Source organism: Paraburkholderia sp. XV (assembly GCF_020177535.1).
GTDB lineage: Bacteria > Pseudomonadota > Gammaproteobacteria > Burkholderiales > Burkholderiaceae > Paraburkholderia > Paraburkholderia caribensis.
The window spans coordinates 27,021-44,674 of sequence record NZ_JAGUUD010000017.1 but is presented as its reverse complement, the minus strand read 5'-3'; the positions used below and the strand labels follow the sequence as shown (position 1 = coordinate 44,674).

At 60.2% G+C, this 17,654-nt stretch carries 11 protein-coding genes and 1 pseudogene; 5 read left to right on the top strand and 7 right to left on the bottom strand.

Annotated features, from left to right (window positions below; genetic code table 11):
* Window positions 1-14 precede the first annotated feature (14 nt).
* From KFO72_RS11780 to KFO72_RS11765, 3 genes are all read right to left on the bottom strand, one after another.
* The gene (locus tag KFO72_RS11780; RefSeq protein ID WP_225032163.1) at window positions 15-788 is read right to left on the bottom strand and encodes an SDR family oxidoreductase; all 774 of its coding nucleotides are present in this window, start codon (window positions 786-788) and stop codon (window positions 15-17) included.
* A gap of 1,014 nt (window positions 789-1,802) precedes the next feature.
* Complete coding sequence (locus tag KFO72_RS11770; RefSeq protein WP_318248445.1) at window positions 1,803-2,126, bottom strand: DMT family transporter; 324 nt, start codon at window positions 2,124-2,126, stop codon at window positions 1,803-1,805.
* 500 nt (window positions 2,127-2,626) lie between these two features.
* On the bottom strand, window positions 2,627-2,839 hold the full coding sequence (locus KFO72_RS11765) for a hypothetical protein (RefSeq protein ID WP_225032162.1): 213 nt from the start codon (window positions 2,837-2,839) through the stop codon (window positions 2,627-2,629).
* Window positions 2,840-4,330: 1,491 nt separating this feature from the next.
* Here KFO72_RS11765 and KFO72_RS11760 point away from each other — a divergent pair.
* Both KFO72_RS11760 and KFO72_RS11755 read left to right on the top strand, forming a co-directional pair.
* The gene (locus KFO72_RS11760; protein ID WP_225032161.1) at window positions 4,331-5,260 is read left to right on the top strand and encodes a LysR family transcriptional regulator; all 930 of its coding nucleotides are present in this window, start codon (window positions 4,331-4,333) and stop codon (window positions 5,258-5,260) included.
* A 461-nt stretch (window positions 5,261-5,721) separates the two neighbouring features.
* Window positions 5,722-7,103: pseudogene (locus KFO72_RS11755) on the top strand (HdeD family acid-resistance protein).
* Between the two features lie 275 nt (window positions 7,104-7,378).
* Here the strand turns inward: KFO72_RS11755 and KFO72_RS11750 are convergent.
* The 4 genes from KFO72_RS11750 to KFO72_RS11735 form a co-directional block, all read right to left on the bottom strand.
* Window positions 7,379-10,636 carry an efflux RND transporter permease subunit gene (locus tag KFO72_RS11750; RefSeq protein ID WP_225032160.1) on the bottom strand — a complete coding sequence of 1,086 codons (3,258 nt, stop codon included), beginning with the start codon at window positions 10,634-10,636 and terminating at the stop codon, window positions 7,379-7,381.
* Between the two features lie 12 nt (window positions 10,637-10,648).
* Complete coding sequence (locus KFO72_RS11745; RefSeq protein ID WP_225032159.1) at window positions 10,649-11,860, bottom strand: efflux RND transporter periplasmic adaptor subunit; 1,212 nt, start codon at window positions 11,858-11,860, stop codon at window positions 10,649-10,651.
* A 92-nt stretch (window positions 11,861-11,952) separates the two neighbouring features.
* A complete protein-coding gene (locus KFO72_RS11740) occupies window positions 11,953-13,497 on the bottom strand; it encodes an efflux transporter outer membrane subunit (RefSeq protein ID WP_225032158.1) in 1,545 nt (514 codons plus the stop codon).
* A gap of 237 nt (window positions 13,498-13,734) precedes the next feature.
* On the bottom strand, window positions 13,735-13,884 hold the full coding sequence (locus KFO72_RS11735; protein ID WP_225032157.1) for a hypothetical protein: 150 nt from the start codon (window positions 13,882-13,884) through the stop codon (window positions 13,735-13,737).
* Window positions 13,885-14,440: 556 nt separating this feature from the next.
* Here KFO72_RS11735 and KFO72_RS42500 point away from each other — a divergent pair.
* The 3 genes from KFO72_RS42500 to KFO72_RS11720 all read left to right on the top strand — a co-directional run bounded on the left by KFO72_RS42500 (window position 14,441) and on the right by KFO72_RS11720 (window position 17,629).
* A complete protein-coding gene (locus tag KFO72_RS42500; RefSeq protein ID WP_412101775.1) occupies window positions 14,441-15,142 on the top strand; it encodes a winged helix-turn-helix domain-containing protein in 702 nt (233 codons plus the stop codon).
* A 436-nt stretch (window positions 15,143-15,578) separates the two neighbouring features.
* Window positions 15,579-16,346: a response regulator gene (locus KFO72_RS11725; RefSeq protein ID WP_225032156.1), complete on the top strand. Its 768-nt coding sequence runs from the start codon at window positions 15,579-15,581 to the stop codon at window positions 16,344-16,346.
* Window positions 16,343-17,629: an ATP-binding protein gene (locus KFO72_RS11720; RefSeq protein WP_225032155.1), complete on the top strand. Its 1,287-nt coding sequence runs from the start codon at window positions 16,343-16,345 to the stop codon at window positions 17,627-17,629. The genes KFO72_RS11725 and KFO72_RS11720 overlap by 4 nt, the downstream gene beginning before the upstream one ends.
* Window positions 17,630-17,654: the final 25 nt, after the last annotated feature.

Below are 17,654 nucleotides of genomic sequence, written 5' to 3'. Positions count from 1 at the left end.
CGACGCGTGACAGCTTACTTCGTGGTATAGCCGCCGTTGACGAGGATGGTCTGGCCGGTCATCCACCAGCCTTCAGACACCATGAAGCGGATGCAGGGGACGATATCCTCGATGTCGGTCAGGCCGGTCCTGGAGAACTTCGACAGCGCAGCGGCCGTCTTGTGATAGGCCACTGCGTCGGCGCCCTCGGCCGGATAGAAGAACGGGGTGTCCATCGGGCCGGGACCGATGGCGGTCACCGAGATGCCACGTTCGCCGAACTCCTTGGACGCAGCCCGCGTGAAATGCTCGACCGGCGCCTTGGTGCCGGCATAGGCCGCATAGAACGGCGTAAAGGCGCCGAGCAGCGAAGTGACAACCGTGCAGATCTTGCCGTTGTCATTGAGATGCTTGCCGGCCTCCTTGATGAAGAAGAAGGCCGACTTGGAATTGACCCCGCTCATTTCGTCATATTCGGCTTCCGAGATCTCGACCATCGGCTTCTTGAGCACCTTGCCGACGGTGTTGATAGCGATGTCGGGCTTGCCGATCGCAGCGACCGCATCGGCGAAGAGTTTCTCCATCGCGCCCGCGGTGGTGAGGTTCGCCTGGAAGGCGATGGCCTCGGCGCCAGCCGCCTTCACCGCAGAAACGGTCGCATCCGCATCCGCCTTGCTGGCGGCGCTGTTGTAGTGGACCGCGATCGCCTTTGCGCCATGGCCGGCGAGATCACGGGCGATCAGACCGCCCAGGTTCTTCGCGCCGCCGGCGATAATGACGGTTTTGCCCTTGATGCTGTGATCGGTCATCGGATTTGCTTCCTTTGCTAATGCGGCGGCGCCCGTGCGCCTGCTTCCATCCGGATAATTATATCGACCAGAATTGGACGATTAAGTCGGTCATTCTGACATCACCTGTCAGAGGCTCCGGACAATCGGGGTTCCGATTTCCGTGCATCAACTGGATTAGCATGACTGGCTCCCAAATCAGTTCGATTACTAACTACTCTCAAGCGGGCGTGCAGCCCGTTCCCGCGGCGGACGGTTTGGGGGCCGTGCGCCGGAAGGCCAATCAGGAGCCGCGTATAGCCGACGAAAATCACGCCCTCGACGAAACGCATGGCCGCCGGCGCGGCGGGGCCGGCGGTCGGTGAACCCGAGGCGGCAATTTCCCTGCGACTGCCGCCCTCCACCCTCGATCGCCGGTGGGCAGACGGTCCGGGGTGGCAGATGCCTGACCGAAGTATTGAGCAGGACAGCGACGTAATCGACCATACCGGTCCGGGCCGCCGGGTGACGGCCAAGTTGACGGCGGCGTTCGCTCCGGTTTCGACACCCCGAGGAGTGGCCGACCAACCGTTCACTGCGGGCACCTCGATCGGGCCTGCTCCATCAGGTGCAACGGTTCTTCCTGGCCCGCCGTTGCGGGCGCCTCATCGACCAAGGGCATGCAGCTTCAGGCACCGGGTCGCCGACGGCAAAGCGCCTCACACTGCCCGACCCAGCATCCCATGCGGGCACGGTCGAGCGTTACGCCCTCGCGGCCGTCGAATCTCTCGAGACACCACTACACCGGTACTGTCGCAACGAGCTGCCGCCCTCGTCGGTGCTCGATGACCAGCTTCCATGGCATCGGACTAAATTCCGTTCCGTCATCGAGGACGGCGTAGCGCCGCTGGCAAGCATGACGGAGCAGCCGTGAAAGGCGATGGCTGCCGAGACGGTATTGGCGATGGAAACGGCGGTGCCTGATAGTGTTCACGTTGACATCGGCCCGCCAATGAGCGTCGCTGCGCAATCACCACTGCCTGGCGCCTAGAACCGTTAGTGGGAGGTTGACGAGGAAAAGAGATTGAGCGTGACCACGCCGATGACAATCAAAGCCATGCCGGTCGGGGCCGGAATATCGAGCTTCTGACCTTGGAATCTCCAGGCAATGATGGTGATAAGCACGACGCCGACGCCCGACCATATGGCATAGGCGACTCCGGTTGGCACCGTGCGAAGCGTGAGGGAAAGAAAGTAGAAAGACGTGACGTAACCGGCGCCGGTGACTAACGATGGGATCAGTTTGGTGAATCCGTAGGACTGCTTCATGAAAGATGTCGCTGTGACCTCATCGCAAATCGCGAGGATCGATAGAGATATGGCAAGGAGCGCTCCCTTGGTTTGTGGGGGAAGCGTGCGATTGTCGAATGATCGACAAGCTGCCGGTCGCCCCCGGAACGTTGAACCGGTCAGCGCCGTGGCGGGGCAGAACCTGTCACAAGACAGGTGCAGGGGATACCAACCTGCAACTCTATTTTCGGCTGCCATGAGCATAGCCGCTTGATCGAAATCTTCCAAGTCCTTGACAGTATTGGAATTCTGCGCGCTAAGCCGGAGCATGGGAAAGCACTGATCGCAACCTAAGCGTCCATCGCGGCAAGGTAGAACTGCATCTTGACGACGAACTCCGGCTCGAACTTTCCAATCTTTCGATCGCCATCAGCGCGCGATCATAGGTGGAACAGCAGACCGGTACGTTCGGACTGAATTTCCGGATCTTCATCTCAAGCGATCGCTTCGGAAAACCACTGCGCGATAATCCCGCCTTCGTGGTTCCGGAAAAGCATTTGGACCGGTAGGTGGTCGCCGCCGCTTACCCTTCACGTCTTCGGGTGTCGAGCTACCTCGAATCGCCAGCCTACGACCAGATCCGTGTCGCAAACAAACTCCTCAAACAACATGCCCTGTCCGTTTCGCTCAGGCATGCGTAGCATCTGGTTGCGCCGCGATCTGGAGACCATGTCGAAGTGCCTGAAGACCTTGGCAAGACCAAGTACGCCAACAATGACCAGCAGGACGCCCAGGAAGGACATGGTGGCCATCCGAGGCCATTGGGCGATGGACCAGTGACACGCACGCGCCCGCATTTGGGAACGCACCGACCATGCTGCGAACGGTTTGTTCGTTGCAGCCGCCATACCTGCGGCTCACCAGCTCGAACGGCAGATGCGCATGGCGGTTTGAGTATGACGGGTACGCGCGCCCGACCTTGAAGCGCGCTTTGCGCTGCAGATTGACGAAGCGGTGGCGGCAGCACTTCGCCAGTGTGCGCCATCTCAGACGTCGCTTCGCTGCACGTGGAGCGCAGCGGCGTGTCGCGCGGGAATCACGGATCTTACGAAACCGGTCACCCAGGTCTGGGCCGCATCCTTGCACTCGCCCATGAAAGACTTGGCCGAAGCTGAGCACACGCTCCGGCCGAAAGCGTTACGCGCCCTTCGCCCACTTCCTGTTCGCGAGCGGCTACTGATCGATGTTCCAGGATGCGGTTGGTCGAAGCAACGCGCTCGCCCGGGTTACCGATGCACGACGACGTGAGTGCACGCGGCATGCGCGCAGGATCGTTTTGCTCTCGCGAGTTCTGAAGCGCTCCCATGTCGTCAACTTGACCTATCCGCACGCCATAAGTTTCGGTATGTCAAGGCTATCGATCAGCCGTATCGCCTCGCGTCTCGCCATATCTGCCATTTCATGGAATGCCCCCGGGCAGGAAGTGTGGCAGCCGACAAGGGCAGGCAACCTGACCAGACAAGGTTATCCTGGCGATAGCCCATCGTGCGCCGAAGGTGCCTCCGTCCGCATCGAAAGGGAGTGAAGCCGATTATGTAGCCCTTGTACCGGACCAGACAGTTTTCCATTGTGTCGTGATTGAAAATTAAGGTCCGTTACGCTCCAGACAATTCGCTCCTGCTGCCCGTCCCCATGATGTCATCCAGCCACGCAAACGGGTGAAAACCCGCCGCGCGGCATCAAGGCATAGCTTGATAGACCGGGCTTATCGCAATATTCGGACGGCCAACGAGCGAGACGACATTGGAGAAGATGTTTTTCTATGCGGGCCGCCGAAGTCAAGTCGGTCTTGAGAGTAACCGCCTTTGCGCCCGCCGCCTTGCTGGCGACGACGGGTGCATTCGCCGCACCCCTTGTGCTTGCGCCTCTGCAGCGGATCGCCATTGCCCTGGCCCCTGCGCCGTGCAATCCGTTGCAGCCCGGCCGCCGCGGTTCCTGGCCCCGCCCGCGATTACGGTGATTTTCCTTCAATGGCTTGTATTGTCATGGTTCATCCTCAATGTCAAAGCAGCCCGCCGCAGGTTCCCTGCTGCAAGATGATATATTCCAGAGCACCCATTTAAAGTCACCATTTCTGAACATCACCGGTCATGATAATCGAACAATGGCGAAGGGCTCCGTGCATGATAGCTGTCGAAACCGACGACCTGCCTGCCTCGTGGGAGGCTGTGAACCTTCGGCGCCCAGGATGCAAGGACTAACGAATTTCGCATCTGCGAAAGGTGACCGCAAAAGTGGATCGCATTGACCTGTTCCGCGTCTTTACCCGAGTAGTCGAATGCGCGAATTTTACGCGCGCAGCGGACACGCTCGGCATGCCCCGTTCCTCCGTCTCTGCAGCGATCCAGGAACTGGAGGGGCGCATAGGTGCCCAACTGCTGCATCGGACAACGCGCAGAGTATCCCCGACCCAGGACGGTGCGGCGTTATACGAGCGCTGTTTGCGCCTGATTGCCGATTTCGAAGAGACCGAGAACCTGTTCCGGCCAACGTCGGTTGGACCGGGCGGCGCGCTGCGCGTCGATGTCCCGAGCCGGATAGGCCGGTTGATTGTCGCGCCAGCTCTACCCGAATTTCTCGCCACTTATCCCAGGATCGACATCACGCTTGGCATGACCGATCGTGCCATCGACCTTGTCGAGGAGCGTGTCGACTGCGTATTGCGCGTAGGCAAACTTCGCGATTCCGGCATGATCGCGCGTCCCATTGGTAGCCTGCCGCTGATCAACGTCGCCAGTTCCGTCTATCTGGGTCGCCACGGCGCGCCTCGCACGCCCGGCGACCTGGCGACACATCAGGTCATTCAATACGCGTCGCCGTCCAGCGGTCGTATTGCGCCCTGGGAATGGCTCGACGGCGAGACTCTGAAAACATTCACGACACAGGGCCGCGTGACCGTCAACAGCGCCGAAGCTTATATCGCTTGCTGCCTTTCAGGACTGGGCTTGATCCAGATTCCCGCTTATGATGTCCAGCAGCATCTGCGTGCCGGCGAACTTGTCGAGGTGATGCCCGAATTCCCGGCACCGCCGATGCCCATGAGCCTGATCTATCCTCAACGCCGCCATCTGTCGCGCCGGGTCCAGGTGTTTGCTGACTGGCTCGATGCAGTCTTAAAGAAGCAGTTCGTTTGCGTTTCAGATAGAGCAAGTGCAGTTCACTGAAAGACAGGTAACTGAACGTGCTATCCAGGGGGCGTTTGTAGAACTAACCGAAGCTCGGGAACGTGTCGCGAACGCCCAGCAGTAGGCGCAGCCTGCCGGTCATCCGGGTCAAGGGGCCGGCGCCCGAAGCTATCGCGCACGCATTCTGCGCAGTGGCTCGCAAACAAGGCATCATGACCCGATCCAAACGGGGCAGTTTGAGACGCCGGCCAGGGCGGATATCGGAGGACTCTTTCGAAGACATGTCATGATAACCTTTGTTCGGGCGAGGCAACGGAGTGAGCCTTGTACGTGCCTGGTGTCGCGCTTTCGCCGAAATGCAGGCCAGACGTTTTGCGGCCGGTGATCCGGGCGATGCAATGGAAACCTTTGGTGCGCGCTCCGCACAAGCCAGCTTTCGCCTGAGGGGGCGTCGCTTGTACGGGGTGTCGAGACCGCTGATCGGAAGAACCCAAAGCGTCATGGTCAAACTGGTGCTGCTTCTGCTTGGTGTCGATTACCTGCGCGAACGCTTCCGTGTGATTTTCGGGATCGGCGTACTCTGGATCGCGGCCGGTCTCGTGATTTTCACTGACGCGGTAGACAATGCGCTTTACTTCCCCATCACCTTCTTTGCCTGGCTATTTTTGGCGGAAGGTCTTGCTACGCTCGCTGTTGCGTGGACCGGTATGGGCGGTCAACGCATGCTGCGGTATATCAAGGGCTGGGCAGTCGTCGGCGCATCCGCATTGATTTTTGCCGGACATCATCACGGCAACATGATCCTGTCAATCATCTTCGGCTCGCTCTTTTTGGTCGACGGGCTACTTCAGTGCGTGTCTGCCTGGACGGTCCGCTATCGTCGCTGGAAAACCGCTTTCACATGGGGTACCGTCGAAGTCATTATTGCGGTATTTTTCTACCAGCCGTATCCGACGCATTACGTCGGCACGTTGCCCTATTGTCTGGGTCTGTTCCTGATCTTTGGCGGCCTGAACATGCTCTCGCTCGCCGGGCGCGTGCGCCGCCTCGACGGCAACCCCGCCCTGTCAGGTTCGCAGCGACCAGGTCTACATCCCGATCTAGACGTGGCGCGAGACGTGCAGCCGTTCGGACGCAAGGAATGGGACGGTCCGCCCACAGACAACGAGTGCGCACTGACCGTACATGTGTGGACGCCGACCGGTTCATCGAAGTCACCGGCCCGGCATCACCGATCATAGACCGCTATATCGCCGCCGTTGATGCGAACGGCAGGATATCGACTGGCCATGCTGCGCTCGAGAGCCCGGAAGGGATCTATATCAGCCTTTATCCCGCCGCTGAGCTAGACCGCTCGCCTGCCGACTTCAGCCGTATCCTGCGCGCGACGCCCGATAATGACGTGCCTGGCTTATTTCAGCCCGACTACGCGACCGAATCCAGTGCCTGGTGTCCGTCGACTGTACGCGTACGCATTCGCAACTACGATCCGGGCAAGTTGCAGGTTTTCTGGGAGCATTACCGCACGAACCCGACCTACAACCTGACGCACCGGAATTGCTCGAGTACCGTCAGTCAAGCACTGGAGGCCGCGCTGGATGGCGCAATCGCCAGGCTGCACGGCGGTCGCGTCGGCAGGACCGGCGTCGTGCGCCTACTGGTTAGCCCCGAACTCTGGATCGCTGCGCAGATACGAAAGCGGGCAGTAACGATGGCGTGGACCCCCGGTTTGACGCTGGATTATGCCCGCGCATTGAGCATGCTCGCAGACCCGCGCCCATTTGCGTGGTGGGCCGCAGCCCGCATCACGATCGGTCGCCTGCTGCGTCAGCATAGGGCATGGCGTGAGCAGGACGCCAGCTCCCAACGACGCGTCGAGTGACGTCGGCGTCTTCTGCGAAGAAATACGGGCTCGCAGACGTGTCCGTCCGGACAACTCGTATGTACCCTTCCATCCAACCATGAGGCCGCCCCGTGCTCCCGCCTTTGTAAGTTGAACGGCGGGAACGTACGGTGCGACGTCGGCGCATTGTCACTTTTACGCGGACCCTCACGGGGCAGTCAGGTACTCATCGACCACAACGGAATTCTTCCAGGCCGTATTTGCACGGCGGCGCGTTGACGCCATCGTTATCGCGCCCGCGTATACACCTGACATCAGGAACCTGAGCCGCTCTGGCCGCCCTCTCCGTTACGCAGCAAATTGGGCGGAACCTCATCAAGCCTGTCACCGAGAATACGTCGCACGACCACGTAGAACACCGGGATCAGCAGCAGACCGAGGATCGTCGCGAACACCATCCCGCCTATCACCCCTGTACCGATTTCGTGCCGGGATGACGCTCCCGCTCCGGTAGAAATCACGAGTGGGAAAACCCCGAGGATGAAGGCCATCGATGTCATCAGGATCGGGCGCAGCCGCAACTTTCCGGCCGTCAACACAGCGTCGTATAAAGTCATGCCCCTGGCCTGCCCGTCGACGGCGAATTCGACGATGAGAATCGCATTCTTTGCCGCAAGACCGATCACGGTCACCAGACCAATCTTGAAGTAAATGTCATTTGGAATGCCACGTAGCAGACAGAAAGTCAGCATGCCGAGCATACCGAGCGGAACCACGAGCAGAACGGCCACCGGTATCGACCAGCTCTCATAGAGCGCCGCGAGGCACAGGAATACCACGACGATCGACAGAATCATCAGCAATGTCGCCGAATTGCCAGAGAGAACTTCCTGATAGGACTGACCGGTCCAGTCCGCGGCGAAGCCCGGTGGCAGCTGGGTATCGACAATATGCTGCAGTGCCTGCATGGCCTGCCCGGTCGAATAGCCTGGCGCGGGGTTGCCCACAATCTCAATGGCCGAATAGCCGTTATAACGCGGCAATGCGACGGGACCAACATCCCAATGTGTTTTCACCACGCTCGACAACGGAACCATGTTGTACGGACTCAGCGAACTATTGGTCGCCGTCGGGTTGACCTGGGTCAGGTACCCGCTGGTGTTGGTGGTTTCGCCCGAAGTACTGGTGGCACCGGTTGACGCGCTGCTGATCCCGCTGGGCGTGTAGATATGCTGGAACGCGTCGATCCCCATCCGGTACGGTGCGTCGGCCTGCAGATACACGCGCTTGACACGACCCGCATACGTGAACTGGTTCACATAGTACGGAGCCAGCTCCATCTGGATGGCGTTATAGACATCGGTCAGGGAGAGCCCCATTGCTTGCGCCTGCACGCGATCGACGGACATCGCCAGTTGCTGTGCATCGGGAAGCGAATTAGGCCGAATGCCAAACAGCGTTGTATTTTTTGCGGCATGACCAAGCAGTATGCGTCCGGCCTGCGCCAGTTCCGCGCGCGACTGACCCGCACGGGCCTGCAGGTACATGTCGATTCCCCCGAACTGGCTCAACCCGCGGATGGTGGGAAGATCGACGACGAACACGCGCGCGTCCTGGAGTCCATGCAATATGCGGTTCGCCTGCGGAATGAGCTGCATCGCGCTCTCGGAGCGCTTGTCCCAGTCGGTCAACTGGATAAACGCCATCCCCACGTTCTCGCTACTGCCCACGAAGCTGTAGCCCTCCACCTGGTAAACACCAGCGATGTCGCTGCCAATCGGGCTATGTTTGAGCCTGTCCGATATCTCGTCCATGACCTCTTCGGTACGCTGGAGCGTGGCGCCGGTTGGCAGATTGACAAGTGCGAGTATGAAACCCTGATCCTCGTCCGGCACGAAGCTGGTCGGCAGATGCACGTACAGAAACCCGGCCAGCACGGAGAGCAATACAAACACCACCATCCAGCGCGGCGCGTGACGTACAGCACCGCCGATCTGGCGCGCGTAACGCTCGTTGATCCCTGCAAGCCATTTGTCGAACCAGCGGAAAATGAAGTTCTTTTTCTCTTCATGCGTAGGCTTGAGAATCGCCGCGCAGAGCGCCGGCGTGAACGACATGGCAAGGAACGCCGACACCAACATCGAAACCGCAATAGTTAACGCAAACTGGGCGTAGATGATGCCGGTGGCACCCGGCTGTAACGCCGACGGAATGAACACAGCGGCCAACACCACGGTAATCGCGAGAATGGCACCGGTAATCTGCCCCATCGCCTTGCGGGTCGCCTCTTTGGGTTCGAGATGTTCCTCGCTCATGATGCGCTCGACGTTCTCGATCACGACGATCGCATCGTCCACCACAATGCCGATTGCCAGCACCATCCCGAACAGGGTCAGCTGATTGAGTGTGAAGTGCAGTACCGCGAGGCCGATAAAGGTGCCCAGCAGCGCCACAGGGATCACGAGCGTTGGAATAATGGTGGCGCGCAGGTTCTGCAGGAAGATCAGCATCACCACAAAGACGAGCGCAATCGCCTCCAGCAGCGTGCGCACCACATCGGCGATCGAAGCCGAAATAAACGGCGTCGTGTCATAAGGCACATTCCAGGTGACGCCGGCCGGAAGATCCCTGGCGAGGACAGCCATTTCGGCCTTCACCTCTTTGGCCACCGCAAGCGCATTGGCGCCCGGCAGCAGATAGACACCCAACCCGCCTGCCGCTTTTCCCTTATAGACAGAGGCTGAGCCGTAGCTTTGCGCACCGAAGGTGATGCGTGCAACATCGCTTAACCTGACCACGGTGCCGTTGCTGTTGGTCAACAGGATGATGTCGCGAAACTGCTTCAGTGAAGAGAAAAGCGTGTCACCGGATATCGAAGCAGTAAATACTTGTCCCTTCACGGCCGGATCGGCACCGAGCGAACCTGTTGCAAACTGCGCATTCTGGGCGCTCACAGCATGGAGCACCTGGGTGGTCGACAGACCATACCCTTGGAGCTTGTCCGGATTCAGCCAGATGCGCACTGCGTATTCAGAGCCAAGCGACAACGTGTTACCCACACCATTGACCCGTGCGATCACCGGCTGGATCTGCGACGCGATGATATCGTTCAGTCGCGCTGCATCGATGGCGGGGTTGCTCGACTGCAGGGAAAGGAACATCAGAATGTCAGGACTCGCCTTGGCGACAACCACACCCTGCTGTGTCACCTGGGCTGGCAACAGCGGCTGGGCCAGATTGACCTTGTTCTGCACCTGCACTTCCGCGATATCCGGATTGGTGCCGGTCTGGAAACTGAGCGTGATTGTGACGGTGCCGTTGGAGTTGGATGCAGAACTGAAATACAGCAGGTTGTCGATGCCAGTGAGCTGCTGCTCGATCACCTGGGTCACTGTCGATTCCATGGTAGCTGCGTTCGCACCAGGATACGTGGCCGTAATGGTAACTTGAGGCGGCGCGACGTCCGGGTACGAATCGATGCCAAGATGCATCATCGATATCACACCGATGATACAGATCAGGATCGGGATCACCCACGCAAAGACGGGGCGATCGATAAAAAATCGAGGCATGGGACAGCTTCCTTAGTGTGCGTTGACGGCAGTCCGGCTGCCTGCAGCCATTGTTGATCCGTCTTGCGGCGCGGCCGCCGACGGCGCATGCCATGGATGAGACTTGACAGGATCGCCCTCATGCAGGCCTTGCAGACCGGAGACGATCACCTGATCGCCGGCTGTAAGGCCTCTGGTAACGATCCAGTTGGTGCCGAAGCTGTCGTTGGCGGCCACATCCTCGCGCGCCACCTTGCCGCTTGCATCGGCAACGAATACGTAAGCGCCCACGGTGTCGCGCTGAAGCGACTCCTGTGGCACCAGGAACACGTTGCGCTGCTGGCCCAATGTCACATTCAACGTCACGTACATGCCCGGGAGCAGCATGCGCTGGGGGTTCGGTACCAGTGCACGCAGATTGACGGCACCTGTGGTGGCATTCACGGAGACGTCGGAAAAGTCGAGGGTGCCCGGTTGGGCGTACGCGCTGCCGTCGGGCAGAGTGATCTGCACCGTCGTCCTGTCTGGCTCGGAGAGTGCGACGTCGCCGCGGGCGCTTGCTTCTCGCAGCATCAGCAGATCCGCCGCGCTCATGGTGAAGTTCACGTAGAGCTGATCGATGTCGTTCACGGTGGTAAGCAAGGTGCCGCCGGAGCCAGCATCGGCGGTACTGCTACCCACCACGGCGCCGACGGTCACCTGCTGCTGACCGGCAATGCCGCTGATCGGGGAGCTCACCCTGGTGTAGCCGAGGTTGACCTTCGCGCTTTCCACCATCGCCTCATCGGCCTTGACTTTAGCGGCGTCGCTGCGCACTGTTGCATCGGCATTGTCGACTGTTTGTTGCGACACGGAGCCGACCGGCAGCAGCTTGTGATAACGCGCCGCGTTGGCCCTGTCGTTCATCCAGGTAGCCTGATCTTCGCCGAGGACGCCGAGGTCGTTGTTGAGCTGCGCCTGATAGTACGCGGGATCGATCTCGAAGAGTACCTGGCCGGCCTTGACATCGCTACCTTCCTTATAGACCCGTTTGGTCAGGACACCGGACACCCGCGCCGTGACGTTGGCGCTGAGATACGGCGCAAGACGTCCGACCAGATTGCGCGTCACCGCAACACTCTGCGGCTGGACAATGATCACGCCGACCTGCGGCAGCCGAGCTGCCGGGCCGTGACTGGATTTTCCGCAGCCGGAAAGCGCTGACAGTATGAAAAGGGCAACGCACAGCAACACTAGTGACTTCATGAAGACTCCAATTTTTTCCGATTCCCGACGCAACCGGCTATCGCTGGACTCGACGCTTCGCCCCCCAAAGCGGCTATGAACAAGGCGATCTGTCATTGCGACCTCTCTCCCGATTTTTGATCCGCAGATTGCTGCGCAGCGTTTGCACTGATGCTGACTGCCGCACCCCTTGCGTCATCCCACTGCCATCCGCCGCCAAGATTCCTGACCAGCGTGACGCTGCTCTCAGTCAGTGCCGCCTGCGTATCTTTCAGGCTCTGTCCGGCCTGCAGCAACGTGATCTGTTGGGTCAACAGGGCCTGTTCGCTTGTCGTGCCGGCCCGCATCTGGGCCTGCTGGCTGGAGAAGAGCTGCTGGTTGCGCTCGTAGATGTTCGCGTACGCCTGCTCCTGCTTACGCAGGTGGTTGTAAGACGATAAGCTATCCTCAACGCTCTGGAACGCCGAGAGCACCGTTCCACGATAGGTGGCGACCTGTTCGTCGTAGGTGGCCTCGGCCTCGTGGACGGCCGCCGAGCGCGCGCCGCCGTCGAAGATCGTGGCGGCGAGATCCGGTCCGAGTGTCCAGAAGCGGTTCGGCACCGAAAACAGGTTCGCCAGCGCGTTATGCTCGAAGCCGCCTTGCGCCGATAGCGTCAGGGTCGGGAAGAACGCGGCCTTTGCTACACCGATCCTGGCGTTGGCCGCGGCGGCCGTGCGCTCCGCACTCACGACGTCGTAGCGCCGCTCCAGAAGTTGCGACGGGAATCCCAGTGGCACGGTGAGCGTCGCGAAGACATAGCGGGGCTGCGGCGGCAGGGTGAAGCTGGCCGGCGGCGTGCCCGTCAGCACAGCGATGGCATGCTCGTCCTGCTCGCGTGAAGTCTCCGTGGCTTGCAGGTCAGCGATCACGAGTTCGAGCTTGTCCTGCGCGTCGAGGACCTCGTCATTTGACACTGTTCCCTGTAGGAAGCCAGCGCGGTCCATCTCCAGAATCCGGGCGTCGATGCCCTGCTGCTGCTTCAGTGAAGCAACGTCGACATCGGCCTGACGCAACGCGAAATAGTCCACCGCGACGCTGGCGGCGATCGAGAGGCGTTCGCCGGCGAGCTGGGCGTCGCTTGCCTCAGCGCTGGCGTTGGCCGACTCGATCTGGCGCCGGACACTGCCCCACAGGTCGACCTCCCAGCTAGCGGAAGCGCTGATACTCGCGAGGTTGCTCGTGTACGGCTGACCCCTGACGCTCTCGACCGCGGCCGTGCGCGAGCGCGATCCGGAGGAGTCCACCCCGACTGTCGGGAAGAGGCTCGCGACATTGGCATCGATCGTCGCCCGGGCGAGCCGGTATGCGGCTTCCGCAGAGGCGATCGACTGGTTGGCCTTGAGCGCCTGATTCACGAGGCCCGACAGCGTGTCGTCGCGGTAGTCGAGCCACCAGGTGCTAGAAATGGCGCCCTGCAGGTTAACCTGAGCCCGCTGCCAGTTTGTGCCTTCCTTAAAGGTAGCGGGGATGTCCTGGGCTGGCTTGTGATAGTTGGGACCGACAGTGCAGGCTGCCACGCATAGCGTGGCAGCGAACAAGCTGCTGAGCCGCAGGGTCAGTGCTGTCCACGGCACGCCCCGGCGACTCGCCTCGGAATCGATAAACGGCATCCTCATGTCACCCTTCCTTCTCTCTTTACAATGCAACTGCAAGGTATCGCGCTCAGTCGATACAGTCGTAACCCATCAGTTCGAGATGCAGCTGAACAAACCACCTATGCTCGCAGTCGAGCTCGATCGATGTCCCGTCTTCTCCCGGGCCCTGCAGCCGGACATGACCAGTCGCATAGGCAGCCCGGAATGCCCATAGGCCGAACAACCGTAGCGTGAGTGTGACCGCCAGCGCGAGCAGCACTAACGCGGCCTGAACGTTCGTCGGGGTTCGCCTGCGTCGAACAGATCGAACATCACGTAGAGAGCACATCCGGGAACGGCCGCGATCAGCAGAGAAACAGAGAGCAGCACGAAATGCGCACGCAGGCTCGTCGGAAGACTCCGCTTCATCGGGAACGCTGCAGAGGCTGACTGATGGCACAGGGGATGATTGTCCGGCGCATTGCAGTCAACGCAGTCGCCAGTGCAATGCCATGTGACAGGAAAGGAATTGCCTTCAAGACGGTTCCTAGATCGGGCGCAAAGTGGCACGAGTTTAGGAGCACTCGACTTACCGCTTACTTACCAGGATGCCAGTCCGCCTGACCGAGATCAGGCCGGTAAGTGTCGGGTAAGCCTCTCGAACTGATAATCGAATGGTCGTCGTGGATTTGTCCGGTTTCCCGAACCAGACTGATTGGTCTATTGAAGCCGTGCCAACGGAGCCACACGTCCCCTCCCCGCTCGCATTTTTGTCGCCGACGCGGAAGCCGGACTGCGCAATCCGCCCCGCTATCTCGCCGACCAGAGCTTCGAGATCTCCATGTTGCACGACGAGGGTCCTTCACAACATCGACTCAGGCGCAATCGCCGCGACTTCATTGTGCTGGATGTGATGATGCCCGGATGGGCGCCTTGACAGCACCGAGTAACCTGGCGCGCAGCGGACGACGGGACTCCTGTCGTTATGCCGACCGCTCTTGTAGACATAGAGGAGAATCGTGGGACTCGAATTCGGTGCGGACGATTACTTCGGCAAACACTGGAATCCCCCGAACTGCTGGCGCGCCAGTCTGTGCCAGGTCGCTGCACGAGACAACCATCTGCCATGAAGCTTCATACGCAGGCACGCATGATTTTCGGTCACTTCGTGCTGGATCTCCTGTCGCGCACGCCAAGTCACGAAGACAGGTTATTCAGACTGTCGGAGCGCGAGGTCACGTTGATCACTATCTTCGCGGCCGCGCCAATGCACGTGTTCACTCGACAAAACCTCATCAGGCTGCCGCGACTTCGGGAAGACTCTGGCGTCGCGTCCGGAGCCGACGTTCCTGAATGCCGAGTGCGCCACCTGTTTGAGACCGAACCGTCCTTGCCGCGGCTCATTCAGACGGTACGCGGCCGAGGTTATGTGTTCGTGCTAGAGGAGAAACAAATGCCAAGTTTCCGTCGAACCGTCCATCGAGACGATTGTTCAGTCGGTAACTCAATATCGACCATCCGACGCACCCCACCGGTACCTTTTGTGATCCGGAATGTTCCTGCTACCAGGCGTTGGCGCGCGAGAAGGCAGCAGACGAGACATCTGAGACAATTTTTAAACAGACAGGAGCGCGTCGCATTTTTACACTGGCGTTGTCGTGTCCACACTACTTTGACACCGCTCTAACCTGGAGGAACACTCATGAAAATCCGGCTTTTTGCCTTGTCTGCCGCAGCAACCGTACTGGTTTGTGCCGACTGTCCGGCATTTGCGGGCGTAGCCGTCGGCGTTTCCGTTGGAGCACCCGCTGCCGTAGTTCCGGCTTATGTGCCACCGCCCCCTGCCGTGGTAGTGGCGGCGCCAGCTTACACGCCGCCACCTCTCGCCGTCGTGGTTGCAGCACCTGTCGCTGTAGCGCCAGCAGTCGCGCCAACCCAGGTAGCGGTGGTGGCTGCGCCCGCACGGGTAGCAGTAGTCGCCGGGCGCCCAAGGGTGTCGGTAGTGGCCGTACACAGTGGGTACCATCACGGCGGGAACTAGCAGTTGCGATACGCTTCGCACCCGCGCTTCCATGCACGCGCAATTTGGGCTTCACAATGTACCTGCGAATGGTGTCCACATCATGCCAGATGTCGTTTTCGGGGTTACCGATGCCCGGCAAGGCCGCATCATTGTTCTAGACGACGAAGCGGTCATCCGTAACATGCTCCAGCGCTACCTCATCTCACATGGCTTCGAGGTGCGTACGGTGCGCAACGGCATGCAGCTCGCGACGTCGCTCGAACGCCACTCATATGACCTGCTGATCCTCGACATAATGATGCCCGACGAGGATGGATTGTCGATATGCAGGCGACTGCGCGCACAGGGCGAGACATTGCCGATCCTGATGCTAACTGCTCGCGGGGACCCTGTCGATCGAGTGATCGGCCTTGAGCTCGGGGCGGACGATTATCTGACGAAGCCATTTCTGCCGAACGAATTGCTGGCGCGAGTGCGTGCGATACTGCGCCGCCGTGATCTGTTGATGCGCCGGTTAAACGAAATCGATGGAGCGATGCGGGGAAGCGAGACAGCCGTACTGCGCTTCGGTCCGTTCAGGCTCGATGTCGGGCGGAAGACGCTACATCGCGATGACAATCTCAAGGTTGAGATCGGCAACGCGGAAATGCGCCTGCTGTGCGCACTCGCGCTCACTCCCAATCGCCCGGTGAGCCGCGCGAAGCTGATCGAACGGGCCAGGGGGCCGGACTCCGACGCGTCCGGACGCATCGTCGATATGCAGGTGTGGCGAATCCGTCAGATTGTCGAAACCGATGTGTCAACGCCGCGCAATATCCGAACGATATGGGGCGTCGGATATATGCTTGTTGCAGGGTTCGATGCATGACCAGAATGTGGCCGCGCTCGATGCTCGGACGCAACCTCCTGCTGCTTGTGCTCCTCGTCGTCGCCAGCGACATTTCGACGTTCACGATATTTTTTGTTTTCATCGAGACTCCTCGCATCGATGAGGCCGCATCGCTGTTTGCATCCCAGACGAGACAGGTCGAGCGTTTGCTGAGCGCGCTGCCACCTGGGGTCCGATACAACGAGCTCGTCGCCATCAACGGGGGGGAACAGGCACCGCCGGCCAATGCGGACACGCATGCCCACAGCTTTTCGGCTCACCGGTTCTTGCAGACCCTCACGCAGCACTTGCCATCCGGTACGCTCGTTAGCCTGGAAGGCGACAAGGACAATCGCCGGATATGGATTCAGCTTCGGATCGGCGGGGAGAGCAAGTGGGTAATGTTGCCGGTCCCGGCCGAAATCAGCCACCAGTTGCCGTGGAGTCTGATTGCGCAACTGTTGACCATCGCCGCATTCCCCGCACTCGGCGCGTGGCTCATCCAGCGGTACACTGTGGTGCGACTGCAACGCCTCGCGCGTGCGGCGACAACGGTCACACATGGTGGGTGGCCTGAACCGGTGCCCGTCGACGGACCAGCCGAGTTTATTACCGTTGCCAGCACATTCAACCAGATGGTCGCGTCACTTGCGGAGATGGACGCGACGCGCACAGAGATGCTTGCCGGCATTTCGCACGACATCCGCACGCCGCTCACAAAACTGCGGATGGCGATTGCGGCGCCGGAGGCGTTTGAGACCCCTTCTGCGAGCGCAGAGCACTTCCTCGCGGAGATTGACGCGATCGTGGAACAGTTCATCGATTTCGCGCGAAGCTGGGACAGTGAGCCAGTTGTGCCTGGGGATCTCAACGCGCTGGTCGATCAGCTCGCAGCGGATTACGTCGGCCTCGGATACGTCTTCCAGACATCGCTGGCACCATTGCCACTGGTCGCCTTCCGGCCAATCGGCATGCAAAGGGTACTGATGAATTTGATGCACAACGCAGTCATACACGGTCGAATCGGCCTCGCCGTACGCACATGGACCGAGGCGGGGTATGTCGTGCTCAGCGTGGAAGACGAGGGGCCGGGAGTGCCAGAAGCGCAGCTGCCATTCCTCAAACAGCCGTTCCGGCGTATTCCCTCACCGGATAGAGCGGGCGGTACCGGACTTGGCCTTGCGATTGCCGAGCGCATAATCCGTTGGCACGGAGGCAGGCTGGATCTGAGCCTGCGTGCAGACGGTGGGCTAGCGGCGACGCTGCGCCTTCCCCTTAAATGACCTGTGTCCGGGGACGGACTCCGTT

Bases quoted from the DNA above. Each gene is read 5' to 3' on its own strand.
- KFO72_RS11765 (WP_225032162.1), bottom strand. From the start codon at position 2,839: ATGTCCTTCCTGGGCGTCCTGCTGGTCATTGTTGGCGTACTTGGTCTT.
- KFO72_RS42500 (WP_412101775.1), top strand. From the start codon at position 14,441: ATGCCGACCGCTCTTGTAGACATAGAGGAGAATCGTGGGACTCGAATT.
- KFO72_RS11735 (WP_225032157.1), bottom strand. From the start codon at position 13,884: ATGAAGCGGAGTCTTCCGACGAGCCTGCGTGCGCATTTCGTGCTGCTC.
- KFO72_RS11750 (WP_225032160.1), bottom strand. From the start codon at position 10,636: ATGCCTCGATTTTTTATCGATCGCCCCGTCTTTGCGTGGGTGATCCCG.
- KFO72_RS11740 (WP_225032158.1), bottom strand. From the start codon at position 13,497: ATGAGGATGCCGTTTATCGATTCCGAGGCGAGTCGCCGGGGCGTGCCG.
- KFO72_RS11745 (WP_225032159.1), bottom strand. From the start codon at position 11,860: ATGAAGTCACTAGTGTTGCTGTGCGTTGCCCTTTTCATACTGTCAGCG.
- KFO72_RS11720 (WP_225032155.1), top strand. From the start codon at position 16,343: ATGACCAGAATGTGGCCGCGCTCGATGCTCGGACGCAACCTCCTGCTG.
- KFO72_RS11780 (WP_225032163.1), bottom strand. From the start codon at position 788: ATGACCGATCACAGCATCAAGGGCAAAACCGTCATTATCGCCGGCGGC.
- KFO72_RS11725 (WP_225032156.1), top strand. From the start codon at position 15,579: ATGCCAGATGTCGTTTTCGGGGTTACCGATGCCCGGCAAGGCCGCATC.